Annotated in this window: 7 protein-coding genes and 2 pseudogenes; 2 read left to right on the top strand and 7 right to left on the bottom strand. The window is 56.3% G+C overall.

Annotated elements, in window-relative coordinates; genetic code table 11:
- Positions 1-621 (top strand): DDE-type integrase/transposase/recombinase (locus BEB54_RS04365; protein WP_001702525.1); only part of this gene is annotated, 621 nt, incomplete at its 5' end.
- Positions 622-625: 4 nt separating this feature from the next.
- Positions 626-934: pseudogene (locus tag BEB54_RS04360) on the top strand (glycosyltransferase family 9 protein); the annotation flags it as partial.
- Between the two features lie 160 nt (positions 935-1094).
- Here the strand turns inward: BEB54_RS04360 and BEB54_RS29120 are convergent.
- The 7 genes and pseudogenes from BEB54_RS29120 to irp1 all read right to left on the bottom strand — a co-directional run.
- Positions 1095-3225: pseudogene (locus tag BEB54_RS29120) on the bottom strand (Ig-like domain-containing protein); the annotation flags it as partial.
- Positions 3152-3862, bottom strand: coding sequence for an inverse autotransporter beta domain-containing protein (locus BEB54_RS04345; RefSeq protein WP_001323489.1), 711 nt, complete (start codon positions 3860-3862; stop codon positions 3152-3154). The pseudogene BEB54_RS29120 and the gene BEB54_RS04345, both read right to left, overlap by 74 nt.
- A gap of 691 nt (positions 3863-4553) precedes the next feature.
- On the bottom strand, positions 4554-6575 hold the full coding sequence (fyuA, locus tag BEB54_RS04340; RefSeq protein ID WP_001403102.1) for a siderophore yersiniabactin receptor FyuA: 2022 nt from the start codon (positions 6573-6575) through the stop codon (positions 4554-4556).
- 130 nt (positions 6576-6705) lie between these two features.
- Positions 6706-8283 carry a yersiniabactin biosynthesis salycil-AMP ligase YbtE gene (gene ybtE, locus BEB54_RS04335; RefSeq protein ID WP_001088826.1) on the bottom strand — a complete coding sequence of 526 codons (1578 nt, stop codon included), beginning with the start codon at positions 8281-8283 and terminating at the stop codon, positions 6706-6708.
- Between the two features lie 3 nt (positions 8284-8286).
- Positions 8287-9090, bottom strand: coding sequence for a yersiniabactin biosynthesis thioesterase YbtT (gene ybtT / locus BEB54_RS04330; RefSeq protein WP_000194282.1), 804 nt, complete (start codon positions 9088-9090; stop codon positions 8287-8289).
- Entirely contained in the window at positions 9087-10187 is a 1101-nt protein-coding gene (gene ybtU, locus BEB54_RS04325; RefSeq protein ID WP_000982866.1) for a yersiniabactin biosynthesis oxidoreductase YbtU, read from the bottom strand. Before ybtU ends, ybtT begins: the two co-directional genes overlap by 4 nt.
- The gene (gene irp1, locus BEB54_RS04320; RefSeq protein ID WP_097740709.1) at positions 10184-19675 is read right to left on the bottom strand and encodes a yersiniabactin polyketide synthase HMWP1; all 9492 of its coding nucleotides are present in this window, start codon (positions 19673-19675) and stop codon (positions 10184-10186) included. The genes ybtU and irp1 overlap by 4 nt, the downstream gene beginning before the upstream one ends.
- Positions 19676-19731: the final 56 nt, after the last annotated feature.

Here is a 19731-nt window from a genome sequence, read left to right as displayed (position 1 = left end):
ATGCGCCAGAATGCGCTGTTGCTTGAGCGAAAACCTGCTGTACCGCCATCGAAACGGGCACATACAGGCAGAGTGGCTGTGAAAGAAAGTAATCAGCGATGGTGCTCTGACGGGTTCGAGTTCCGCTGTGATAACGGAGAAAAACTGCGAGTCACGTTCGCGCTGGACTGCTGTGACCGTGAGGCACTGCACTGGGCGGTCACTACGGGCGGCTTCAACAGTGAAACAGTACAGGACGTCATGCTGGGAGCGGTGGAACGCCGCTTCGGCAACGAGCTTCCGGCGTCTCCAGTAGAGTGGCTGACGGATAATGGTTCATGCTACCGGGCTAATGAAACACGGCAGTTTGCCCGGATGTTGGGGCTTGAACCGAAGAGCACGGCGGTGCGGAGTCCGGAGAGTAACGGCATAGCAGAGAGCTTCGTGAAAACGATAAAGCGTGACTACATCAGTGTCATGCCCAAACCAGACGGGTTAACGGCAGCAAAGAACCTTGCAGAGGCGTTCGAGCATTATAACGAATGGCATCCGCATAGTGCACTGGGTTATCGCTCGCCACGGGAATATCTACGGCAGCAAGCCAGTAATGGGTTAAGTGATAACAGGTGTCTGGAAATATAGGGGCAAATCCAAAGATAAAGCCAGGGCATTAGTGGATTGTTATAATAATGTCTACCGTTTATCCTTATCACCCTCTATTAAACATTCAGCAGCAATCATAAAAGATGCTTATATTGCAATAACTCCTGACACCTCAATATTACATATGGCAAGTGCCTATAATACCCCTGTTGTTGCAATTTATGCTGATTACAAAACGCGATGGCCCGCAATGGCCGATGTTTTGGAGTCAGTCATCGTTGGGCAAAAAATTGACAATATAAGTCTGGATGAATTCGCAAAGGCATTAAAAAGTGTTTTGGCGAGAATTTGAGGCAGTACTTATGCATAGTAATGCCGATCTGTTATGAACGGTGGTGTCATCAATACTCTGAGGCTGGTCAATCATCACAGAAAACCAGCCTTTGGATCAAAGCAATACTCACCGAAAATGATCATAGTCACACCGAACGCGATTCATGCGGAACTGTTTGGTAAATAGCACCACCGGATCTTGGGGGCGCTGTGATTATTACAGTATTGCTATCACCGTCATTTTTGAATGTCACTTTACCAGTAGCATCAACGCCTACCCAAGAGGCCGAGTTTGAAACGAATAAGCAGCCGCCGTTTTTCCTGGTGCAAAGTTGTCATTATTCAACTGATAATACGCCCCGGTAAATCCCTGCGAAGGGAATGAAGCTGTCGGTAGGTTTGCACCATTCACTGACACTGTACCGGTCATTGGTCTGGTTTCCGCGCTAATGAATTCTATCGTGGTACTCAGGCCCGCCTGATGAACACCATTCAATACGGGGATCAGCGTTGCGATACCCTCTCCGCCTCCTGTAACAGTAGCTTTGTAATCACCGTTGATATTTTGAGTGTAATCAATTGCGCTAATTTTCATATAGGGCACGTTTGTACCTGATTGCACAAATTCCATCCCTTCAGAAACTTTGATCGGATTGCCTGATATATCGTGCAGAACAAGATGTAGCTCAGCACTATCGGTAAAGTCCCCTTTCAGTGATGACTGGTTGTTCTTAAGGATGGACTGCGAGGCGTCTGCTGGGCCTGCCACTAGCGATATATCTACTGTTTGCATTCCACCTGCGCTTGTGACTGTGCTTACAGTGACGCTCCCCGTTATCGCTCCTTTCACGCTTGTTGTCGCGATTCCGTTTTGATCGGTCACCGCTGTTAATGACGTTAATGTGGTGGAGCCGTTTTTTAAGGCGAAGTACACAGTGAGACCTTCGATCAGGTTACCACTGCCATCCTCAACCGTTGCCTTTAAGGTACTTAAATCACTGTTGGTGGCGGCGATAGTCGACGGTTCAGCGATAAAGCTAGCAACATGTGCGGTGCTTGGGTTGCCAGTAACCTTCACGGTTGTCTGTGTCTGTATTGTGACGCCGTTATGGAACGATGCAGTCACCGTATATGTACCGACTTTATTGCTGGTCAGAACGACTGGAGCCTGACCTGAAGAGTTGGTTCTCACTTTTCCGCCACTTAACGTCGCACCTTCTAGCGTTACGCTAAAGTTGATGACCTGACCCTCCACTGGAGTGCCATTTGCAGAGGTTAGCATTGCCGTCAGAGTAGCGCCTTTAGGAGCATTGACACCGATAAGCGGACTGGACGTGAGTGTCAGTTTTTCATCAATAGCCTCCAGTTGTTTCTCAAGTGAAGCTCCATTCGCTAGGGATGCTTTTACAGTATACGAGCCGTTTCTTTCAGGCGTCATGGTGACCTCGGCTACTCCCTGCGTATTAGTAGAGACCGTATTCTGGCTGATGATCATTTGCGAGGATGGCGCTGCACTGAATGTCGCGGGTTGATGCGTCACCGGGTTGCCAAACTGGTCGTTAACGTGAGCTTTAACTGCTATGTCTTGTGCGACCATGACCTGACCTTCAGGTATCTCCTGACTGGTAATCGTCGCAGAATTAACATCTACCTTGGCATTCAGTAATCGCGAGATGACTTCAGTAGGTTTATCTGCCAGAGAGGCTGAAACTGTTTTTAGTCCGACCTCGGTGCTTGTCACAAGAATTTCAGCGAAAACCTGATCATCCGTTTCAACGCTGGTGCTGCTTAGCGTGACGGAGGTTCCACGGAAATTAACTTTTATACCTTCTACTGGGTTGCCGTTTCCATCAGTCACTGTTGCCTGTAGCCTGGTCATTCCAATGTTATTGGCGATGAAATTGTCCTCGGTAACGTTAAGATTAACCTGCGTAGTGAGCGTATCCGCAGTAAAGTTCACCACCAACTGCTCACTCTTACCGCCAACCATCGATGCTGTCACGGTATGAGCGCCTGCTTTTGTACCTTTCAGCGTGACTTTCGCTTTGCCATCGGCATCAGTAACCGCTTTGTCGCCATCGCTCAGCGTGAAGTTCGCCTTCACATCTTCCGGTAGAGTAAATGTTACCTCAGTGTTGGCTATCGCATTGCCCTCTGTATCAGCGACGGTGCTGTTAGTGTCGTGAGATCGTTATTGTCGGCAATCACCGGGTCCTTCGAGGCTGCCAGCGTGATTTCAGCATTCGTGACGTTCGGCACATAGTTCACTGTTTGTTGCATCGAATCGCCATTTTCGAGGGTTGCCGTCACGGGAGTTCTTCAGGCTGAAATCTTCATCCACGCCCAGCGTGATTCTTGCGGTACCGAAGCGGCTTAACCAGTCTGTCATTACCCCTGAAGCCTGAGAAGAGGCCCATCCACGTGCTATGTTTGCCGCTTGCTCGCTGTTCATATCTTCGGCGAGCAGAGATCCAATTAGCTGTGAAGTACTGGCTATCTGTTGCTCAAGGTTGCCACTGCTGTTACCCGGCGGCGGGGTTAAATTTTTTTCACTAACTTGTGCCGGGACATCCAGTTCATCACCCGGGCGGACATTACGAACAAACGTACGAAACTGGTTGAGTTTGCGTAACAGGGGGGTATCTATAATTTGTTGCACAGGACAAATATATCTAGCTTCTGTACAGAGTCTTAAATTTTGACCATAAATAAAACCGTCCCTGTCAAGCATGCATAGTTTATCAAGTAGGTCTCCCACAAACTGCCTGAATTTTATTTTTCCATTAAAAGTTTGTATCTTCTTAAGTATCACAGGAGACTGGAAATAGACCGATAGTAGGATGTTGCCACTCAAGGCATGACGATAAATATCGCTAGGAGTAATTTTTTGTTTTATGGCTTTGGTAGTGATCTCAACTGCTTCCGTTATAGTGACCCATGTTGACATATAATGAGTTATAAGCAATGGCTGATATTTTTTTTGACATAATATTATCTCCTTCTACACAACAATTCGTTCCGTTAAGGAAAAAGATTGGTGTCACAAGTATTTATTTATGATTAATTAGAGGGTTTATGACAGAGAAAAGGATGTATATTTCTGAGTAAACATGTACAGGCCTATGGGGTGACTATTTAATGAGTAAATGCCGAATGATTTTCGGGGTGATGATTATAACTTGAGGAAAAATCCCAGCGTGGTTTGAGTAGTGTACCTGAGTGATATTTGTGTTATGTATGCATTGATTGCAGCAGAATAAATATAGTTCAGGCTAGTATAGTTTGTGGTAGCTATGAGAATATATAATCTATTTTACCTATAAAATAATTTATATGTATGGGGTTGTTTTTTTTAGGTTGTTTGTCTGTGCTTTTATATTCTGGAGATGTGCCTTGTATATAGGATTGTTTGTTGGTTGTATTTTTTAATGTTGCACTGTTGTGAATTTTTATTTTGATATGATTATTTATTTAGTATAAGGAGAGAAAGGAACGAGAAAGTTAAATCTATTTATCCTAATCGCAATTTCATTGTTTAAATAATCACTATGGATTAATATTTTTTGCGACTCTGCTGAGTTACTGGTTTTAACTAGTGGTGTAAAAGGGATACCTTTTCGGTATCCCTTTTACAATAATCAGAAGAAATCAATTCGCGTATTGATACCGACGGTGCGACCCATATTGACCTGCGCGACGGCGCTGCTGCCGTTCATGTAGCCATAGGTACGGTAACGACGGTCGAACAGGTTATCGACATAGACGGAAATGTTCATCCGTTCAGTCGCCTGCCAGCCCAGGCTGCTGTCCAGGGTGGCATAGGTGCCTTGCCGCAACTGGTTGTCGCCATCGAAATAATGCGGCCCGACCAGATTAACCGCCAGTCGGGGCATCAGTGCGCCATAGCGCGTATCAATCACGCCGTTCACGCTGCTTCCCGCGCCATAACGTGGTACGAACGGCACCCGGTTACCGTGATACAACTCACTGTCATTGGTGAATTCGGAACGGATCACGTTGCCATTGATATCCCATGACCAGCCTGGCGCAAACCGCCACTTCGCTTCAAGCTCAACGCCGGTGGCGTCGGCTTTACCCGCATTGCTTAATGTCTGCATCCCGACCGGGCCAGAGTAAAGCTGCATGTCTTTGGTGTGGGTATAAAACGTCGCAGCTTGCAGCGTGACGTCAGCGGTTTCGTAGCGGGTGCCAAGTTCATAGTTGATGGATTTCTCGGCGACGAACGGTTTGGCATCAAGACCCGCAGTAGGCACGATGTTGTACCCGGAAGGTTTATATCCCTGGGCTACACGGGTATATACTCTCCAGTCATCGGTCAGCATATAGCCTGCGGATAGCTGCCCGAGCACCTGATCGTCATTGCTCTTACCCTGGTCGCCAAACGGGTTGCCGAGCATGCTGCCGTGATATTGTGTACTGGATTTATCATGCGAGAAGCGCACGCCGCCGCCGATATCAAAACGATCGGTTAAATGCCAGGTCAGGTCACTGTATGCGGCCAGCGTTTCAGCGGTGGTATAGCCGGTACTGCTTAAATAAGGCATTGTCGGCATGTCGTAGGCTGAATTTAACTTCTCGCGGGTGTTCTGCCGGTACAGCCCAAACACCATATCAACGGTACGCGCATCGCCCAGGGTTGCGGCGCGCAGCTCCTGCACATCCTGATTCCAGCGCTGAGGCATATTGACGATTAACGAACCGGAAGGGAAGGTGCGCGAATAATGCTGCTGCTGCCAGGCGCTGATCAGGTTGAAAACCCAGTCATCGGTGGTGTATTTCCCACTCAGGGTCTGGCTGTCAGTGCAGCGCCGCATGTACGGGTCTGGTGAACCAGCGCTGATCGACAGCTTACGGCCCTTAATATCATTCCATCCCACATAGGCGTCCTGGGTGGCGCGGGTACATTCGCGTGAGGCGGCAAAGCCCATTTCCCAGGGCTGATCGTCCGGCGCCAGACGCAGTTTCACATTCCCTATGCTGGCGCGGGTGCCGCCTAAGTCATCGCTTCCCGTCGCGGGGTTAATCATGTCGCCGTCATCAACCTGGCGTAACAGGGTGACGCTGCCGTACAGCAGGCCATCCTGAATGGGGCCGCTCAGGTTGAACTTACTTCGATAACTGTCGCGGCTACTGACGCCGCCTTCAATATAGCCGCGCGGCGTGCTGTCCGGCTGCTGGGTGACGATGTTGATGATCCCGCCCTGAGCGCTTTTGCCATATAACGTTCCCTGTGGGCCTCGCAGCAACTCCACGCTTTGCACATCGGTAAGCGCCTGGATGGTGTTGGTGGAAAGCTGAGGGACGCCATCGACATACAGGGTGACGGCGGGGTTATAGAAGTCCTGCGCTGAAGAGACGCCGCGTAGCGAGATCGTCGAAAAAAGCATGTTGCCGCTATTTTCAATATTGAGCCCGGGCAAGACTCTGGGGAGTTTGTCGCTGGCGGTGACGCCGGCGTCGCTTAATTCCGGCGCGCTGACAACAGTAGACGAGACGTTGTTGGCTGATGCCGAGCGGGAAGATTGTTTACTGGCGGTAACCACCAGCGTGCTTTCGTCTTGCTGTGAAGTCTGGGCATTAGCAATGGCGGGGAGCAATAATCCCCCCAAGGCCAGAGGATAAAGCCGTGTCATTTTCATTGTTGTGAGTCCCTGTAAGACGGCGAAACGCCAAAAATACCGACAATGGTGAATTGAAAATGATAACTATTTCTAATAGTAGTGCTACCCGAAACGGGTTTATTTCAACCTGTTTCGGGTCGGTTTGCGCTTATTGGGCAGAATGGCGATAACGGTCGACGGCGAGAGCCGTCAGGCGTTTTTTGTCTATCTTGCCGACGGCGGTGAGCGGCCAGTGGTCCAGAAACTCGATTTGGTCAGGAATTTTCCACGCGCTGAGCCCCATACGGGTCAGTTGTTGACGCAACTGCTGATAGTCAGTTGGCACCTGCTGCGCGATGATAAACGCGCAAATCCGCTCGCCAAGCAGCGTGTCCGGCGCGGCGACCACCGCGCAATCTTGCACTTCCGCTAAACGCAGCAGTGCCGATTCCACTTCAGCCGCGGCTATTTTTTCTCCGGCGCGGTTGATCTGCTCTTTTATGCGTCCCTCAACGTGCAGGTTCCCCACCTCATCCAGCCTGACATTGTCGCCTGTGCGGTAAAACCCTTGCGCGGTAAAGGCCTGCGCGTTGTGGGCAGGGGCGCGGTAATAGCCCGAAATGGTATAAGGGCCGCGCGTTAACAATTGCCCGGTTTCGCCCGGCGCGACGTCGTTCTCGTCTTGATCAACGATGCGGATTTCATCCAGAGGGGACAACGGGCGCCCCTGGCTGTGGAGAATGGTGGCATGCGGATCGTCCAGCCGGGTAAAACAGAGCAGGCCTTCCGCCATACCGAAAACCTGTTGCAGGGTACAGTCAAAGGTGGCGATAACCTGCTCAGCAAGCGTCGGGTCGAGCCGGGCGCCGCCTGCCTGAATGACGCGCAGCGACGAAAGGTCGCTGTCTTCCCACTCCCTGGCCTGCACCCATAATTGCGCCAGCGCCGGAACCAGGGCGACGTGAGTCACTCTTTCCTGCGCGATTAAAGGCATCACCTCATCACAGCTGGCGCTGTCGGTCAGCACCACTTTTCCGCCGCAGGCAAGCGTTCCCAGAATACCGGGGCAGGCCAGCGGAAAGTTATGCGCCACCGGGAGGACGGCGAGATACACGCTCTGTTGGCTGATGCCGCACAGTTCAGCAGAAGCGCTGAAGTTATAGCTATAGTCGGCATGTCGGCGCGGGATGAGTTTGGGCGTGCCGGTTGTGCCGCCTGAGAGCAACAACAACGCGGTGGCGGAAACATCAGGCTGCGGCCATGCCTGTCGCTCACCGTGAAGGGAGAAGAGCGGCGTAAAATCGTCGCTCACGGTCTCTCCAGCGACCAGAACATGACGCAAGCAGGCGTGTTTGTGCGCCATCTGTCGGGCCAGCTCTGCGTGGTTTTCCCCGTGAATAACGTAAGCGACGGGTTGCGCCAGCTCAATCAGCGCGTCGATATCCAGAGCCCGTTGCGAGGGCATCGCCAGCACGGGGATAACGCCCAGTCTTAACAAGGCGAACAGCAGGGTAACAAACGCGTTGTCGTTGGGAAGCTGCACAATTACATGCTCCCCCGAACGCAAACCCAGTGATGACAGACCTGCGGCAAGTTCGTCAACTTGTGCATCAAGCGCGCTGTAGGTTAACGACCCCTTTGCATCAACGACGGCAATTCGCGAGGCATAACGGGCCGCCCAGTGGCGCAACTGTTCGGCAATGGGTAAGGGATACTGTTCAATCAGAGATTCAAAGGAAGAATTCATGCGTCACCTTTCTGAAGTACTGGGCTGTTTTTGCAACGCGGTCATTGCAGAAAATGCGTGGGGAAAATGGCGGACAATCTGCGTAAAAAAGGACCGGGCTTGTTGAATGGGATAGAAATGATCGCCGTCAATCACCACCGGGCCTGTAACGTGGCTCAGCCACTGACGCCAGGCATCGACCTGCTGCCAGGAGGCTTCGCGATCGTGGCTGCCGCACAATAACAGCGCAGGCGTGCGCAGCGGCGGACAGACGTCGGGCGAGTCGTAGTGATAGCTCTCGGTGGCGTAAAAATCAGCGCGCAGAAGAGGAAGAAACAGCGACATTAATTCCTGGTTTTCCCGCAGTTCAGGAGAACATCCGCCAATGTCTATCAGCTCAGCGATAAAGTCGGCATCATCGCGATGGCTGAGCTGGCGTTCAGAATGCAGATGCGGGGCATGGCACCCGGAAATAATCAGTCCTTGTGGCGCAAGCCCCCGTTGCTCCAGAAGTCGGCAGGTTTCAAACGCCACCTGCGCCCCCATGCTGTGCCCGGCGAGTAAAAGCGGCGTGTCAGGCGATACGGATGCTTCCAGCTCGTTCGCCAGTAGTGCCGCCAGTTGTGTAATGCTTCTGAGCGGTTCCAGATGGCGAAGGCGATCGCGCCCCGGCCAGGTCACCAGAGAAAGCGCGCAATCAGCCAGTTGCTCAGCTTGCCAGTGGCGAAACGCGCTACTGCTGCCGCCAGCGAAAGGGCACATGACCAGATGCGCAGTATTGCCGTTCCGGGCGGGCCACAGCGGGATGCACATTGCAGATTGCGTCACAGCGCCTCCTTATCATCATCGTTGTAGAAACCGGCTAACCGGTCGTGGTGCGGCGGCGTCAGGCGTCTGATCTCCGCATTGCCGGTCTTACGTAAAATCTGCTGCCATAAACGTGATAACGCGATCTGATGTACGCTTTGGCAGGCCGCTGGTGGATGTTCGCCCGCCAGATGGCTGCGCAACTGGTGTAGCAACCAACTGACGCCCTCCGGCCCGACGGTTTCGCAGCAGTCGCGCCAGCTCAGGGGCGCCGCGCTGCGCGTCAGACCCGGCAGATCGCGCAGGATCTCCGGTCTGCGGTAGAGGCTGTGGGCGTTCTCCTGATGGTCTGCGACAAACAGGCTAGATGACCAGATGACGGGGCCGTAGCTCGCCTCCAGCGAAAGATGACCTTCCGGCCAGCCCAGCAGCAGGCGGTGCATGATAAGGCTATGCATATCTGGATCGTCAGGATCGAGATAGCGCTGAAGCAGCAGGCAGGCTTCTCCCTCCGGCCAGAAGAGTCTCAGACAGTGAAAATCGCTAAAGCTGCCAACCACGTCGCACTCCACGGCGGCGGCATCAACGCCCAGAGCCAGCAACAACAAATCCAGAGTGGAGTAGAGCAACTGTCGGCTGGTGGTGGCGTGGACTACCGGCGGCGTCTTAGCCAGGCAGCGACGCAGCTGCTGCGCATCGCGAAGCCATGTGCGTCCCGCGCGCGTATGCGGATAAAACGTGTTTACCCAATAGCAGCAGCCCTGTTCCTGCGCCAGCGTTTGTAAGGAACTGATGTCATCCGGGTGGAGGGGATGCTCCTGAATGACGTGTACGCCGCGCGTCAGAAAGTGTCTGGCAAGCTGCGTACCGGTTCCTCCGGCGACGGTCGAACGCACGACAATACAGGCGATATCCGGCATCCTGGTTATCTGTTCCGGCGAGGTATACAGCGGAATGCCAAACGCATGAGCCAGCTCTCTTGAACGGGCGCTTCCCTGCGCCAGCAGGCCGACCAGTTCCAGCCCCTCCGGGGGCTGCATAAAGGCATTCAGGTACATTTCGCCAAATTTGGCGCCCACAATCAGTACGCGTTGTTTTGGGGAGGCGGACGGCATCATAACGTGTTCTCCGGTTGCGTTGAGGTTGCGCAAAGCCAGCGCGTAATGTGTTGCGCACAAGCCTGAACGTGGGGGGCTTCCATCATGATTTGCCAGTGGCTGGCTTCAATCACAGCGTCGTCGGCGTTGTTTATCCAGCCCTGCCACTCGGTTTCTGCTGGCGTCCAGCGCGAGGGTCTCCCGGCGGCATACACCATGAGACAGGGGACCGGAACGCTTTCGCCCGGCGTATGCTCAGTCAGTAAACGCAGCAGATGCGCGATGTTGTCGAGCCACGTTTCTGCCGCTTGCAGCGTCAGGTTTTGCGACACCATACCGGCCGTTTTAGCGAGGCTGATAAAGTCGGCAAGCTGGCTGTCGGGCGTCTGCTGGTCGAAATGTTCGGGCAGTGCCAGAGGCGTTTGTCCTTCGGCTAACAGGCGCAGCAGGGCCGCCCGGTTTTCGCAACAGAAATCCTGTCGGCACACGGGATCGATTAACACCATCCGAACCTGCTCGCCTTTGGCGTACAGGCGTTGTGCGGCGCCCGCCGCAAGAAACGCGCCATACGACCAACCCGCCAGCACATAAGGGCCGTGAGGCTGCTGACGACGGATGCACCCGACATACTCATCGATCATCTGGTCGAGCGTGGCAAAGCGCTGCGGCGATTTTGCTTGCAGGCCGAAAACGCGCCTGTTCAACGCGCTAGCGAGCGGCAGCCAGGCGCTGATATCGCCGTCTGAAGTGTGGAAGACAAACAGGGTTTCCTCACCGTCGCCCTGGCAAAGGGGTATCGGGTTGTCCTCTCCTGACGTAGCCGCCTGTAGATGGGCGCAGAAGTCGCTCAGCGTCGAATGGCTGAACAGATCCTGAAGGTTAGCCCTGGCAATCCCTCTCCGGTTTAGCTGCGCGACCATCCTTGTCGCCATCAGGCTGTCGCCGCCCAGTTCGAAAAAGTCGTGATGCCTTGCCACGGGGCGAGACAGCAGCGATTGCCAGAGTTCAGCCACCTGTTTTTCCAGCGCCGGATTCCCCCCGGCAACTGGCGTGGGTTTGGCTGGCTCAGTCGGCGCATCAGACGGGGCATGCAGCGGCGTAAATAACGCTTCTCTTTGCCGGATCTGTAAAATGGGCAGACCGGTGCCAAAGCGCTGCTGTAAATAGCGGCTCACGGCTTTTTTATCCGGGCGATTTACGCCAGGCGAACGCGCTACCAGCAGATGCTGGCGCAGCGGCGACGATTCCTGCGCGGGCCACGCCAGCTCGTTTGCAAACCCGGCCTGAACGAGAACCTCCTGCCATGCGGAGCGGGTGAGCATCGGTTTCTCATCCCGGCGGCGGAAATCGCGGTATCCGCTTAATCCCTCAATAAAGCCCACGCTCGCCAGCTGGAATACGCTGTTTCGCTCCGTCGCTTCAACGATCAGCAAACGTCCGCCGGCTTTCAGCAACAGTTTTAATCTGCGCAACGTCTGGACGACATGGCTGGCGTCGTGGAGCACATTGACGGCAACGATCAGGTCGTAACCCGCCTCCGGGTGGGCGGTGAAATCCAGCGGCTGGTTGATGTCGAACAAGGCATAAGACACCTGCGATTCATCATGGAAACGGGCTCTGGCGTCATTGAGGAACTGCGCGGAGACGTCCGTGAAGTGGTACGACTGTCGCGTGTTCCGCGTGGCCTTCAGCACCGGCGCGGTAGTGGCTGCGGTTCCGGCGCCAACCTCCAGAATCCGTTCTGCGCTGCACAAGGCGGCAATCTGCGCGGTATAGCGATTCAGACAGGCGCTGGCGGGGTTGTCGCGATACAGCGCGTCGGTAACGCGATGCTGCTCGTTGAACAGCAATTCCAGCGGAGAACACTGCCCGGAGAAGAGGGCGTCGTGCCGGGCGATGCAGGTTTCCAGATACTGCGCCAGCGCCTGGCTCCATTGGCTTTGCGGGCACGCTTCCTGAGGCTCAGGAATCTCGCTGAGCGGAATGCGGCAGCGCCAGCTTTCACCTTCGCGGATTAACCACTCTCTTTCCGTCAGACACTGTAGCCACTGGCGCAGCAGACGCTGGTGAGACGCTTGCGCGGACAGCGCCTGTACTATTGCGCTAAAGCGATGGGCGATCTCCGGCGTGGTAAACAGGCCGTGACGATTTAGCGTAGCCGCGATCCCCTGTAGCGCACGCGCCTCCAGCCAGCGCCAGGTCGCCTCCAGCTCATCAAGCTGCGCCTGCTCAGGCAACGGCAGCGCCAGTTGGGTAAGTTCGTGCTCATCAGGCATCGCCGCTGATGGCGAAGGATCGTCGGCCATCACGATATCCAGCGTCAACGCGCCCTGTTCGGTTATTTCCGCTCTGGCCTGCCGGATGCCGGGGTATTCGAGCGTCGCCTGCTCAATATCCCGCAGGTCGTAGTCCGCCTGCGCGTTCAGCGGCCAGCGTCGGCGGGGAATGTGCCTGGCGATGCCGCTGGCGAGAGTCTTCAGGCTTTCAGGGGCGGCGATGACGGCTTGCAGGATGGCGCAATAGTCATTAAACATCGCCTCGGCAGCGCCGGGTTCCAGCACGTTGTCCATGCAGTACCAGCTAAACATCAACTCGCCGTTGCTCTCCATGACCTGATGATCCAGCCAGACCTGCGGCGTTTGCGTGAATACATAGCAGGGTTCGCCGAACAGATGGCTCATCGCCTGATCGATAGTCATGCCTTCCAGCGTCATCCCCAGCATACTGGTAAACACTACCGGCATCAGCGGTTGACGTTGTGATCCGCGCAGGCGGCCCAGCTCACGGATCACCTCAACACCGTTCATTTCACTGTGCGCCATGTTTTGCCAGAGGCGCTGTTGGGTCTGTTGCATCTGCTCTTGCAACGTCACCGGCGCTGAGAAGTTAAAATCAACCAGCGTGACGGAGGTAAAATCACCAATCAACTGGTTGATTTGCGGATGGATCGGCTGGCGATTGAAGAACGTCAGGTTCAGCGTAAATGTTGTGGTACGGCTCCAGCGCTCAAGGGTAGCGGCAAACAGCGTGAGCAGCGCGGCAGACGGTGTGACGCCTTGCTGCTGCCAGCGCTGTTTCACGGCCTGCCATTCTGTCTTGCCGATCGTCGATTTGAAGGTGGTGAAGTGTGGCGTTTCCGGGGGCGTCTCAACCACCGGCAGCTCTGGCGCTAAGGGCAGTTGCGGCAGTTTTTCCTGCCAGTAATCCCAGGCATCGTGCCATGCCGATGTCTGTCGGCGCGCCTGTTCAGCCATCACATAATCACGGAAGGTAATAGCGAGCGGCGCCAGCGTTTCACCGCGCCAGACCTGCGCCAGGTCGTCCATCATGACTTTAAAACTCTGCACATCAAACTGCAAAAGGTCGAGGTTCATATGCAGACGGTAATGGCAATCGTCGATTTCGCTGACCACCAGCTCAAAAAGAGGCCACTGGTCGGCAGGCAAAACGCGATAGCTCAGTTCATGCCGCCGTTTTTCCAGCGCGATGCGCTGTTCTTCCGGGGAAAGCGCGCGCAGATCGTCACGCGGGATGTGATACTCCGGCGTTGTCGCCAGGATTCGCTGCTGCCCGTCGGCATCAACCACCATACGCAACATATCGTGGCGTGCGATGAGCTGGTTCCATGCTTTCTCCAGTATGGCGAGATCGAACTCATCGTGGCGTTTATCCCACTCAAACAGGACGTGACAGGCGACGCCGCCATAGCCAATGAGGTGGGTTCGCCCCAGCCAGTAGGCGTGCTGAATGGGCGTCAAAGGGAAGGGCGCATAACGCTCGTCGGCGTCGTGCCGCAACACTTCCGGCTGCGAAGCGGCAGGCGTCGCCTCTGGCTTAGAACAGATAAGCTGCGTGAGTCCATGAGGAGACAGATCCTGCCACGCCCGTTCCGCATTGATGCGTACGCCCAGGTAGTGCTGAATATCGCTACTGAGTTCAAGGAAGAGCAGCGAGTCCATGCCGAGTTGCAACAGATCCTGGTTTGGATGCAGTGACGCCGGATCGCTCAGCCTTAGCTGAACCGCAATCCGCTTTTTCAGCCATGCCATCACCGCTGTTTCATCGCTCAGGCTGCCGTTAAAGGCGTTGTCATCAGCAGGAGGAATGACCGGCGTTGCGGCTTTTTCTGTGGCGCTGATGTTAAACAGAGCCTGTTGTAACGGGGGCATTTTGTCGGTAAAAACGCGCATCGCCAGTCGCCACGGGGCGCCGCGCATCACCGCCTGTTCCAGGTGCCAGCAGCCTTCGGCATCGCTTAACGCGCCCATACCTCGGCTGGCGAGCGTCGCCAGCATTTCCGGCGTGGCCGCCCGACCGCTTTCTCCCCATGCGCCCCAGGCGACAGAGAGCGTTTTCGGCGCATCAAGGGTGGAAAACTGCTGGGCCAGCCCGTCCAGGTAGCCGCAGGCCAGCGCATGGGCGCTCTGACCCGGCGCGCCGAGGGTGGCGGCAGCGGAAGAGTAGAGAATAAGATAGCGTCCGTCGTGGTTGCGCAGGGTTTGCAACAGCTGGCTTGCCGCCTGCGCTTTTACCGCGAAAACGGCAGCCAGCTGGTGGTCATCAAGCTCCTGCAAGGGCGCGTCAGCCAATACGCCAGCGGCATGAATCGCTCCGGCAATGCCGCCGTTGGCCGCCAGATCGTCAAGAACCGTGGCCAGTTGCCCGGCATCGCCCACATCACAACGGCAGACGCGCGTCTGCCCGCCCTCCACGTCGCGTAGCCATGACTCATCCACGCGCGGCGCCAGCAGGGCGATGCGTCGCGCCCCTTTTTCTCTGAGCCAGTTCACGGCAAGGCGGCCTAATCCGCCAAACGCTCCGGTCACCAGATGCCAGCGGCTATCGCCGGTAAACACGTTTGCCGGTAATTCAGCGGCGCATCCCGTATTGGGCGACAGTGAAGGGAGCCAAAGGGTGTCACCCCGTGCGGCGAGCCAGCGCTGTGATAGTGAGACTGCGCTCAACCCTTGATGCAGCGTTTCCCACGGGGTGTTTTCGGCGAGATCGATGGCGGCAAGCAACCGTTCCGGCTGTTCGTTGGCCGCGACGCGAAGCAAGGCCCATAGCGCGTGATGGGATGCAGAGAGTGCTTCATTTTCCTCGACTCGCCACGCGCGGCGAGTAACCACAATCAATCCGGCTGCGCTGGCGGTGAGCGCTGCTATCACTTTCTCCGCTAAGGCCAGCGTATCCTCGCTCTCCTCAACAATCATCAGTCGTGAAGAGGCGTGCGGATCGTGAATGATGCCGTATTGCGCCAGCTCGTCGCTGCGCGCAAGCGTACCGGCGCTGAAGCTAAAGGTAAGCGGATGGTCAATGCTGGCGACGTTGAGGGGCGTCCAGCGCCATTGATAATGCGTTTGCGGCGCAGGAAGAGGCGCGGCGGGCGATAGCGGCAGCCACTCGCCAGCAGGATGACGGGCTTCAACGCGCATCTGACCGCGGGAAAAGGCTTTGTTTTGCCAGCTTAAGCGAACCTTCCCCAGCCACTCCGGGGCGGCGACGGGGGGCGGTTCCACAGGCAGAGCGTCGCCATGACGCTGTGAAAGCAGACGCCAGGCCTCCTGCCAGCGGGCGTTAAACTGTTCGGGCTGACCTGCGCAATCAGACCAGTCGGCGAGATAATCACCGTTATCCGTCAGCGCCTGCCCCAACACGGGTTCTGATGGCGCGGTGAATGTTACGGCGCTAACCGCCTGACCGGGCAGCGTGGCGAGAATGATATGTTCGCTCATCCCGGCGGTCGGGCTGCCATCCTGCGGTAGCCACGCCACTTTGCTGAATCCGGCGTGGCGGCACTGTTGTTGCCACTGAGCGGTGGTGAGGAATAACTCACCTTCGCGGGCGTCGAGATCCTGTAGCGGAAGAACCAGCGGGCCGAAAACGAAGTCAAACAGACGCATTGGCTGGGTGATTTCGCGCATCAGCAGGCGCCCGCCCGGCTTGAGCAGGGGGCGCAGATTATCGAGCGTGCGGCCAATATGGCGGGTGGCGTGAATCACGTTCGCTGCCACGATAAGATCGTAAGACTGTGCCTGGAAACCCTGAGACTGCGCCTCTTTTTCGAGATCCAGCTCGCTATACTTCACAAAATCATAGTCGGCGAATTTCTGCTGGGCGCGACGGGTGAACAGCGCCGAGATATCGGTGAAATGGTACTCCAGTGCCGGAACGCCGTTGAGTTCCGGCAGCAGCCACGCGGTGGTGCCGCCGGTTCCGCCGCCAACTTCAAGAATACGCAACGGCTGGCGGGGCTGACGCGTCTGGACAATGCCGCGTAATACCCCGGCGGCGATTTGGTTGAAATAGCGGCCAAAGCTGAATTCCTGATACAGCACTTCCACGCCGTCGGAGGCGCTTTGCGGGAAGATAATCGCCACCGGTTCTTCCGCGCCGCTCATCATTTCATATAACCGATCGCCGGCACGGGCGATGGTGTCGGGAATAGCCTGAAAACCTTCACAATAACCGGCAAGTTCCGTCAGCAGTGATTCCCGCTGTTGATGTTCAATGGGGCGGGCGCGGACGTATCGCCCGTCGGTGCAGCGGTAATCGCCGTCGACCACGCAGTTATTCAGCAGGCGCTGGAGTAGCTGCTGGTAGCGGGGCAGCAGACGTCCACGGCGCATGATGGTCATGGCGTCCACGCCGTTCTCTATGGCATCGCCGGTACAGCGTTGTACCAGTTGATCGACGTAGATGGCGTGCAGTCGCGTGGCGCACTGTTTAAGCGCTTCCAGGCGAGGGAGATCGAGCGCTGTCGCGGCGCGACTCGCCACCTCCAGCCCGGCAGACAGCGCTGCGTCGGCAGGCTCGCAGGCCGGGGAGACGCGCTCTTTCCAGTAACGTTCAGTATCAAACGGATAACATGGCGCAGCGATACGTTGTCCATCGCCCGCCAGCAGGTCGGCCCACGGTAGGGCGACGCCGGCAGCGTAAAGCTGGAGCAGGGCCTGATTGAGGACATCGCTCGCCTCTTTGTTACGCCGGGCGCTGGCTATCCAGTATGCGTTATCGCGGTATTCGCGCTGCCCGCAAGCAACCAACTGGGCATCGGGCCCCATCTCCAGAAAAACGCGGGTGCCGAGCTGATGCGCCACCTGAATACTCTGGATAAAACGCACCGGCTGGCGCATGTGTCGGCGCCAGTAATCCGCCTGGTTGAGCGTTGACTCATCAATGACGTCGGCGGTGAGCGTGGAAATAATCGGTATTTGCCCCGGCTCCGCGTGCAGTCCCGCGCAGGCGTCCTGGAACCGATCGAGTATCGGCTCCAGTAAAGCGGAGTGCGCCGCACCGGTTACGCTCAGGCGACGATAGTTAATGTCATGCTGCGAGAGCGTGGCGCAAAATACCGCGAGACGGGCTTCCGGCCCGGAAAATACCGTATGTTGCGTACCGTTGTTGGCGGCGAGATCCAGCTCAAACTGGCGAGCCAGCGGCATCAGCGTGTCTTCGTCTGCAAATACCGCCACCATCGCGCCGCTTGCGCACTGCTGCATTAGCGCGCCGCGCCGACAAACCAGTGGCATGACCTGTTCAATCGTATAGTGTCCGCAGACAACGGCAGCGGCAAATTCACCGACGGAATGCCCAATGGCGAAGTCTGGCTTCAGTCCTTCAGCACGCCAGTGCGCCGCCATCGCGATTTCAAACGCGACAATCGCCGGCTGCGCCCAGGCCATATTGTCCAGCTGCGCCGAATCGGGGTTAAACATCGCTTCGCGCAGTGACGGCGTGAGCATTTCGCTACAGGCGGAAAAACAGCGATCCAGCGTGTCGGCAAACGCCGTTGAGTGCTGGTACATCGTTTGACCCATAGTGCGCCAGTGCGAGCCCTGGCCGGTAAACAGCCACACCTGCTTGCCGCTGGCGCCGTGGCCGCTGTAAACCAGCGCCCCCGATTTCTCACTAGCCCAGGCGCTGAGCGCCTCGGCGGTTTCACGGTTTAATGGCGCCGCCAGGCGGAAGGGGAGATCGAGACGGCGCGCGTGCAGGGCTGTGAAGGCCAGAGAGCTGGCATCCGCATTCTCTCTCAGCGCCCCGGCATAATCCGTCGCCAGCCGCCGCAACGCGCTGTCGCTGGCGGCGCTGAGCAGCAGCGCGGTACTTTTTCTGCCGCTATCCGTATTGGGGAGGCGCGCGTTGAGCGCGTCGGGCAGCGAGGCGACGATCATATGGCAGTTGGTGCCGCCAATACCAAAGGAGGAGACGCCCGCATAGCGCATTTCGTCCTGCCATGCCTGTGCCGACACCGGTATGGTAAAGGGGCTCTCTTCAAGTTTCAGCGCCGGGTTGGGGGTGTGAAAATTCAGTAAGGGAGGAATTTGCCCGCGACTGACTGCCAGAACGGTTTTCAGCAGTCCGGCAATGCCCGCCGCGGTATCCAGATGGCCCATGTTACTTTTCACGGAACCGAGCGCACAGCGCTGATCCTGCGGGCGAGGCGCATAGACGTTGCGTAACGCTTCAATTTCAATCGCGTCGCCCAGCGGTGTGCCGGTGCCGTGGGTTTCAATGTAACCTACCTGCCTGTCGTCGATGGCCGCCAGCATTAACGCCTCTTCGATGACTGCCTGTTGCCCTGCGACGGAAGGGGCGGTATAGCCGACCTTTCTGTTGCCGTCGTTGTTGACCGCGCTGGAGAGGATCACCGAGATAATCGGATCGCCTGACAGCAGCGCGTCTCTCAGGCGACGCAGCACCACGCAGCCGAGACCGTTACCGGCCCAGGTGCCCTCAGCCGAGGCGTCAAAGGGACGACAGTGACCATCAGGAGAGAAAATCATTCCGGGCTGGTAGCGGTAGCCTGCCTGCTGGGGGAAAGAGAGCGCCACGCCGCCGGCAACCGCCATATCGGATTCGCCAGCGCGCAGGCTTTCACAGGCCAGATGCACGGCAACCAGCGAGCTGGAGCAGGCGGTCTGTACCGATAACGCCGGGCCGTGCAGGTTGAGTTTGTACGCGGCGCGGGTGGCAATATAGTCTTTATCATTGCCCATCAGAGATTGCAGACCTTTTACCTGCGCGACTTCTGTCACGTTCAATGCTTCGCGACCGGGGTAGGTACTCATCCGGGAAGAGGCGAAAACGCCGGTCTTATGGGGGACGGCGCCGGGGGCATAACCGGCATGTTCCAGCGCATGCCAGACCGCCTGCAAAAACAGGCGCTGCTGCGGGTCCATCGACTCCGCTTCCTGTCGCGAATAGCCAAACAGGGTGGCGTCGAAGCAGTCGGCGTTGTCTAACACCGTACCGATATTGACATAATGAGGATCGTCAATGATGGCGGCATCCAGACCGACGGCCAGAAGCTCTTCGCGCGTAAAGCGTCGGCTGCATTCACGACCTTCCAGCAGATTTTGCCAGAACGTTTCGCCATCCGGCGATTCAGGAAAATGGCAGGCGTAGCCGATAACCGCGACAGGTTCGCAGTCCGGGTAGTGTTGAGCGATCGATGCATCAATGGAATCTGCTGTCGGCGCAGAAGAGAAGCGCAAGTTATCCATAATCGGTCCCGTTTCCTAAGATTCACAAAGTCAATGGAACGCCATGCGTTCGCGAT

The sequence above is a fragment of the Escherichia sp. MOD1-EC6021 genome (genome assembly GCF_002965245.1).
GTDB lineage: Bacteria > Pseudomonadota > Gammaproteobacteria > Enterobacterales > Enterobacteriaceae > Escherichia > Escherichia coli_F.
Note: the sequence above shows the minus strand (reverse complement) of the source record. Positions and strands in the feature narration are given on the sequence as shown.

What these genes read in the sequence shown, in the direction of transcription:
- fyuA (WP_001403102.1), bottom strand. Translation starts at nt 6,575, where the DNA reads ATGAAAATGACACGGCTTTATCCTCTGGCCTTGGGGGGATTATTGCTC.
- irp1 (WP_097740709.1), bottom strand. Translation starts at nt 19,675, where the DNA reads ATGGATAACTTGCGCTTCTCTTCTGCGCCGACAGCAGATTCCATTGAT.
- BEB54_RS04345 (WP_001323489.1), bottom strand. Translation starts at nt 3,862, where the DNA reads ATGTCAACATGGGTCACTATAACGGAAGCAGTTGAGATCACTACCAAA.
- ybtE (WP_001088826.1), bottom strand. Translation starts at nt 8,283, where the DNA reads ATGAATTCTTCCTTTGAATCTCTGATTGAACAGTATCCCTTACCCATT.
- ybtU (WP_000982866.1), bottom strand. Translation starts at nt 10,187, where the DNA reads ATGATGCCGTCCGCCTCCCCAAAACAACGCGTACTGATTGTGGGCGCC.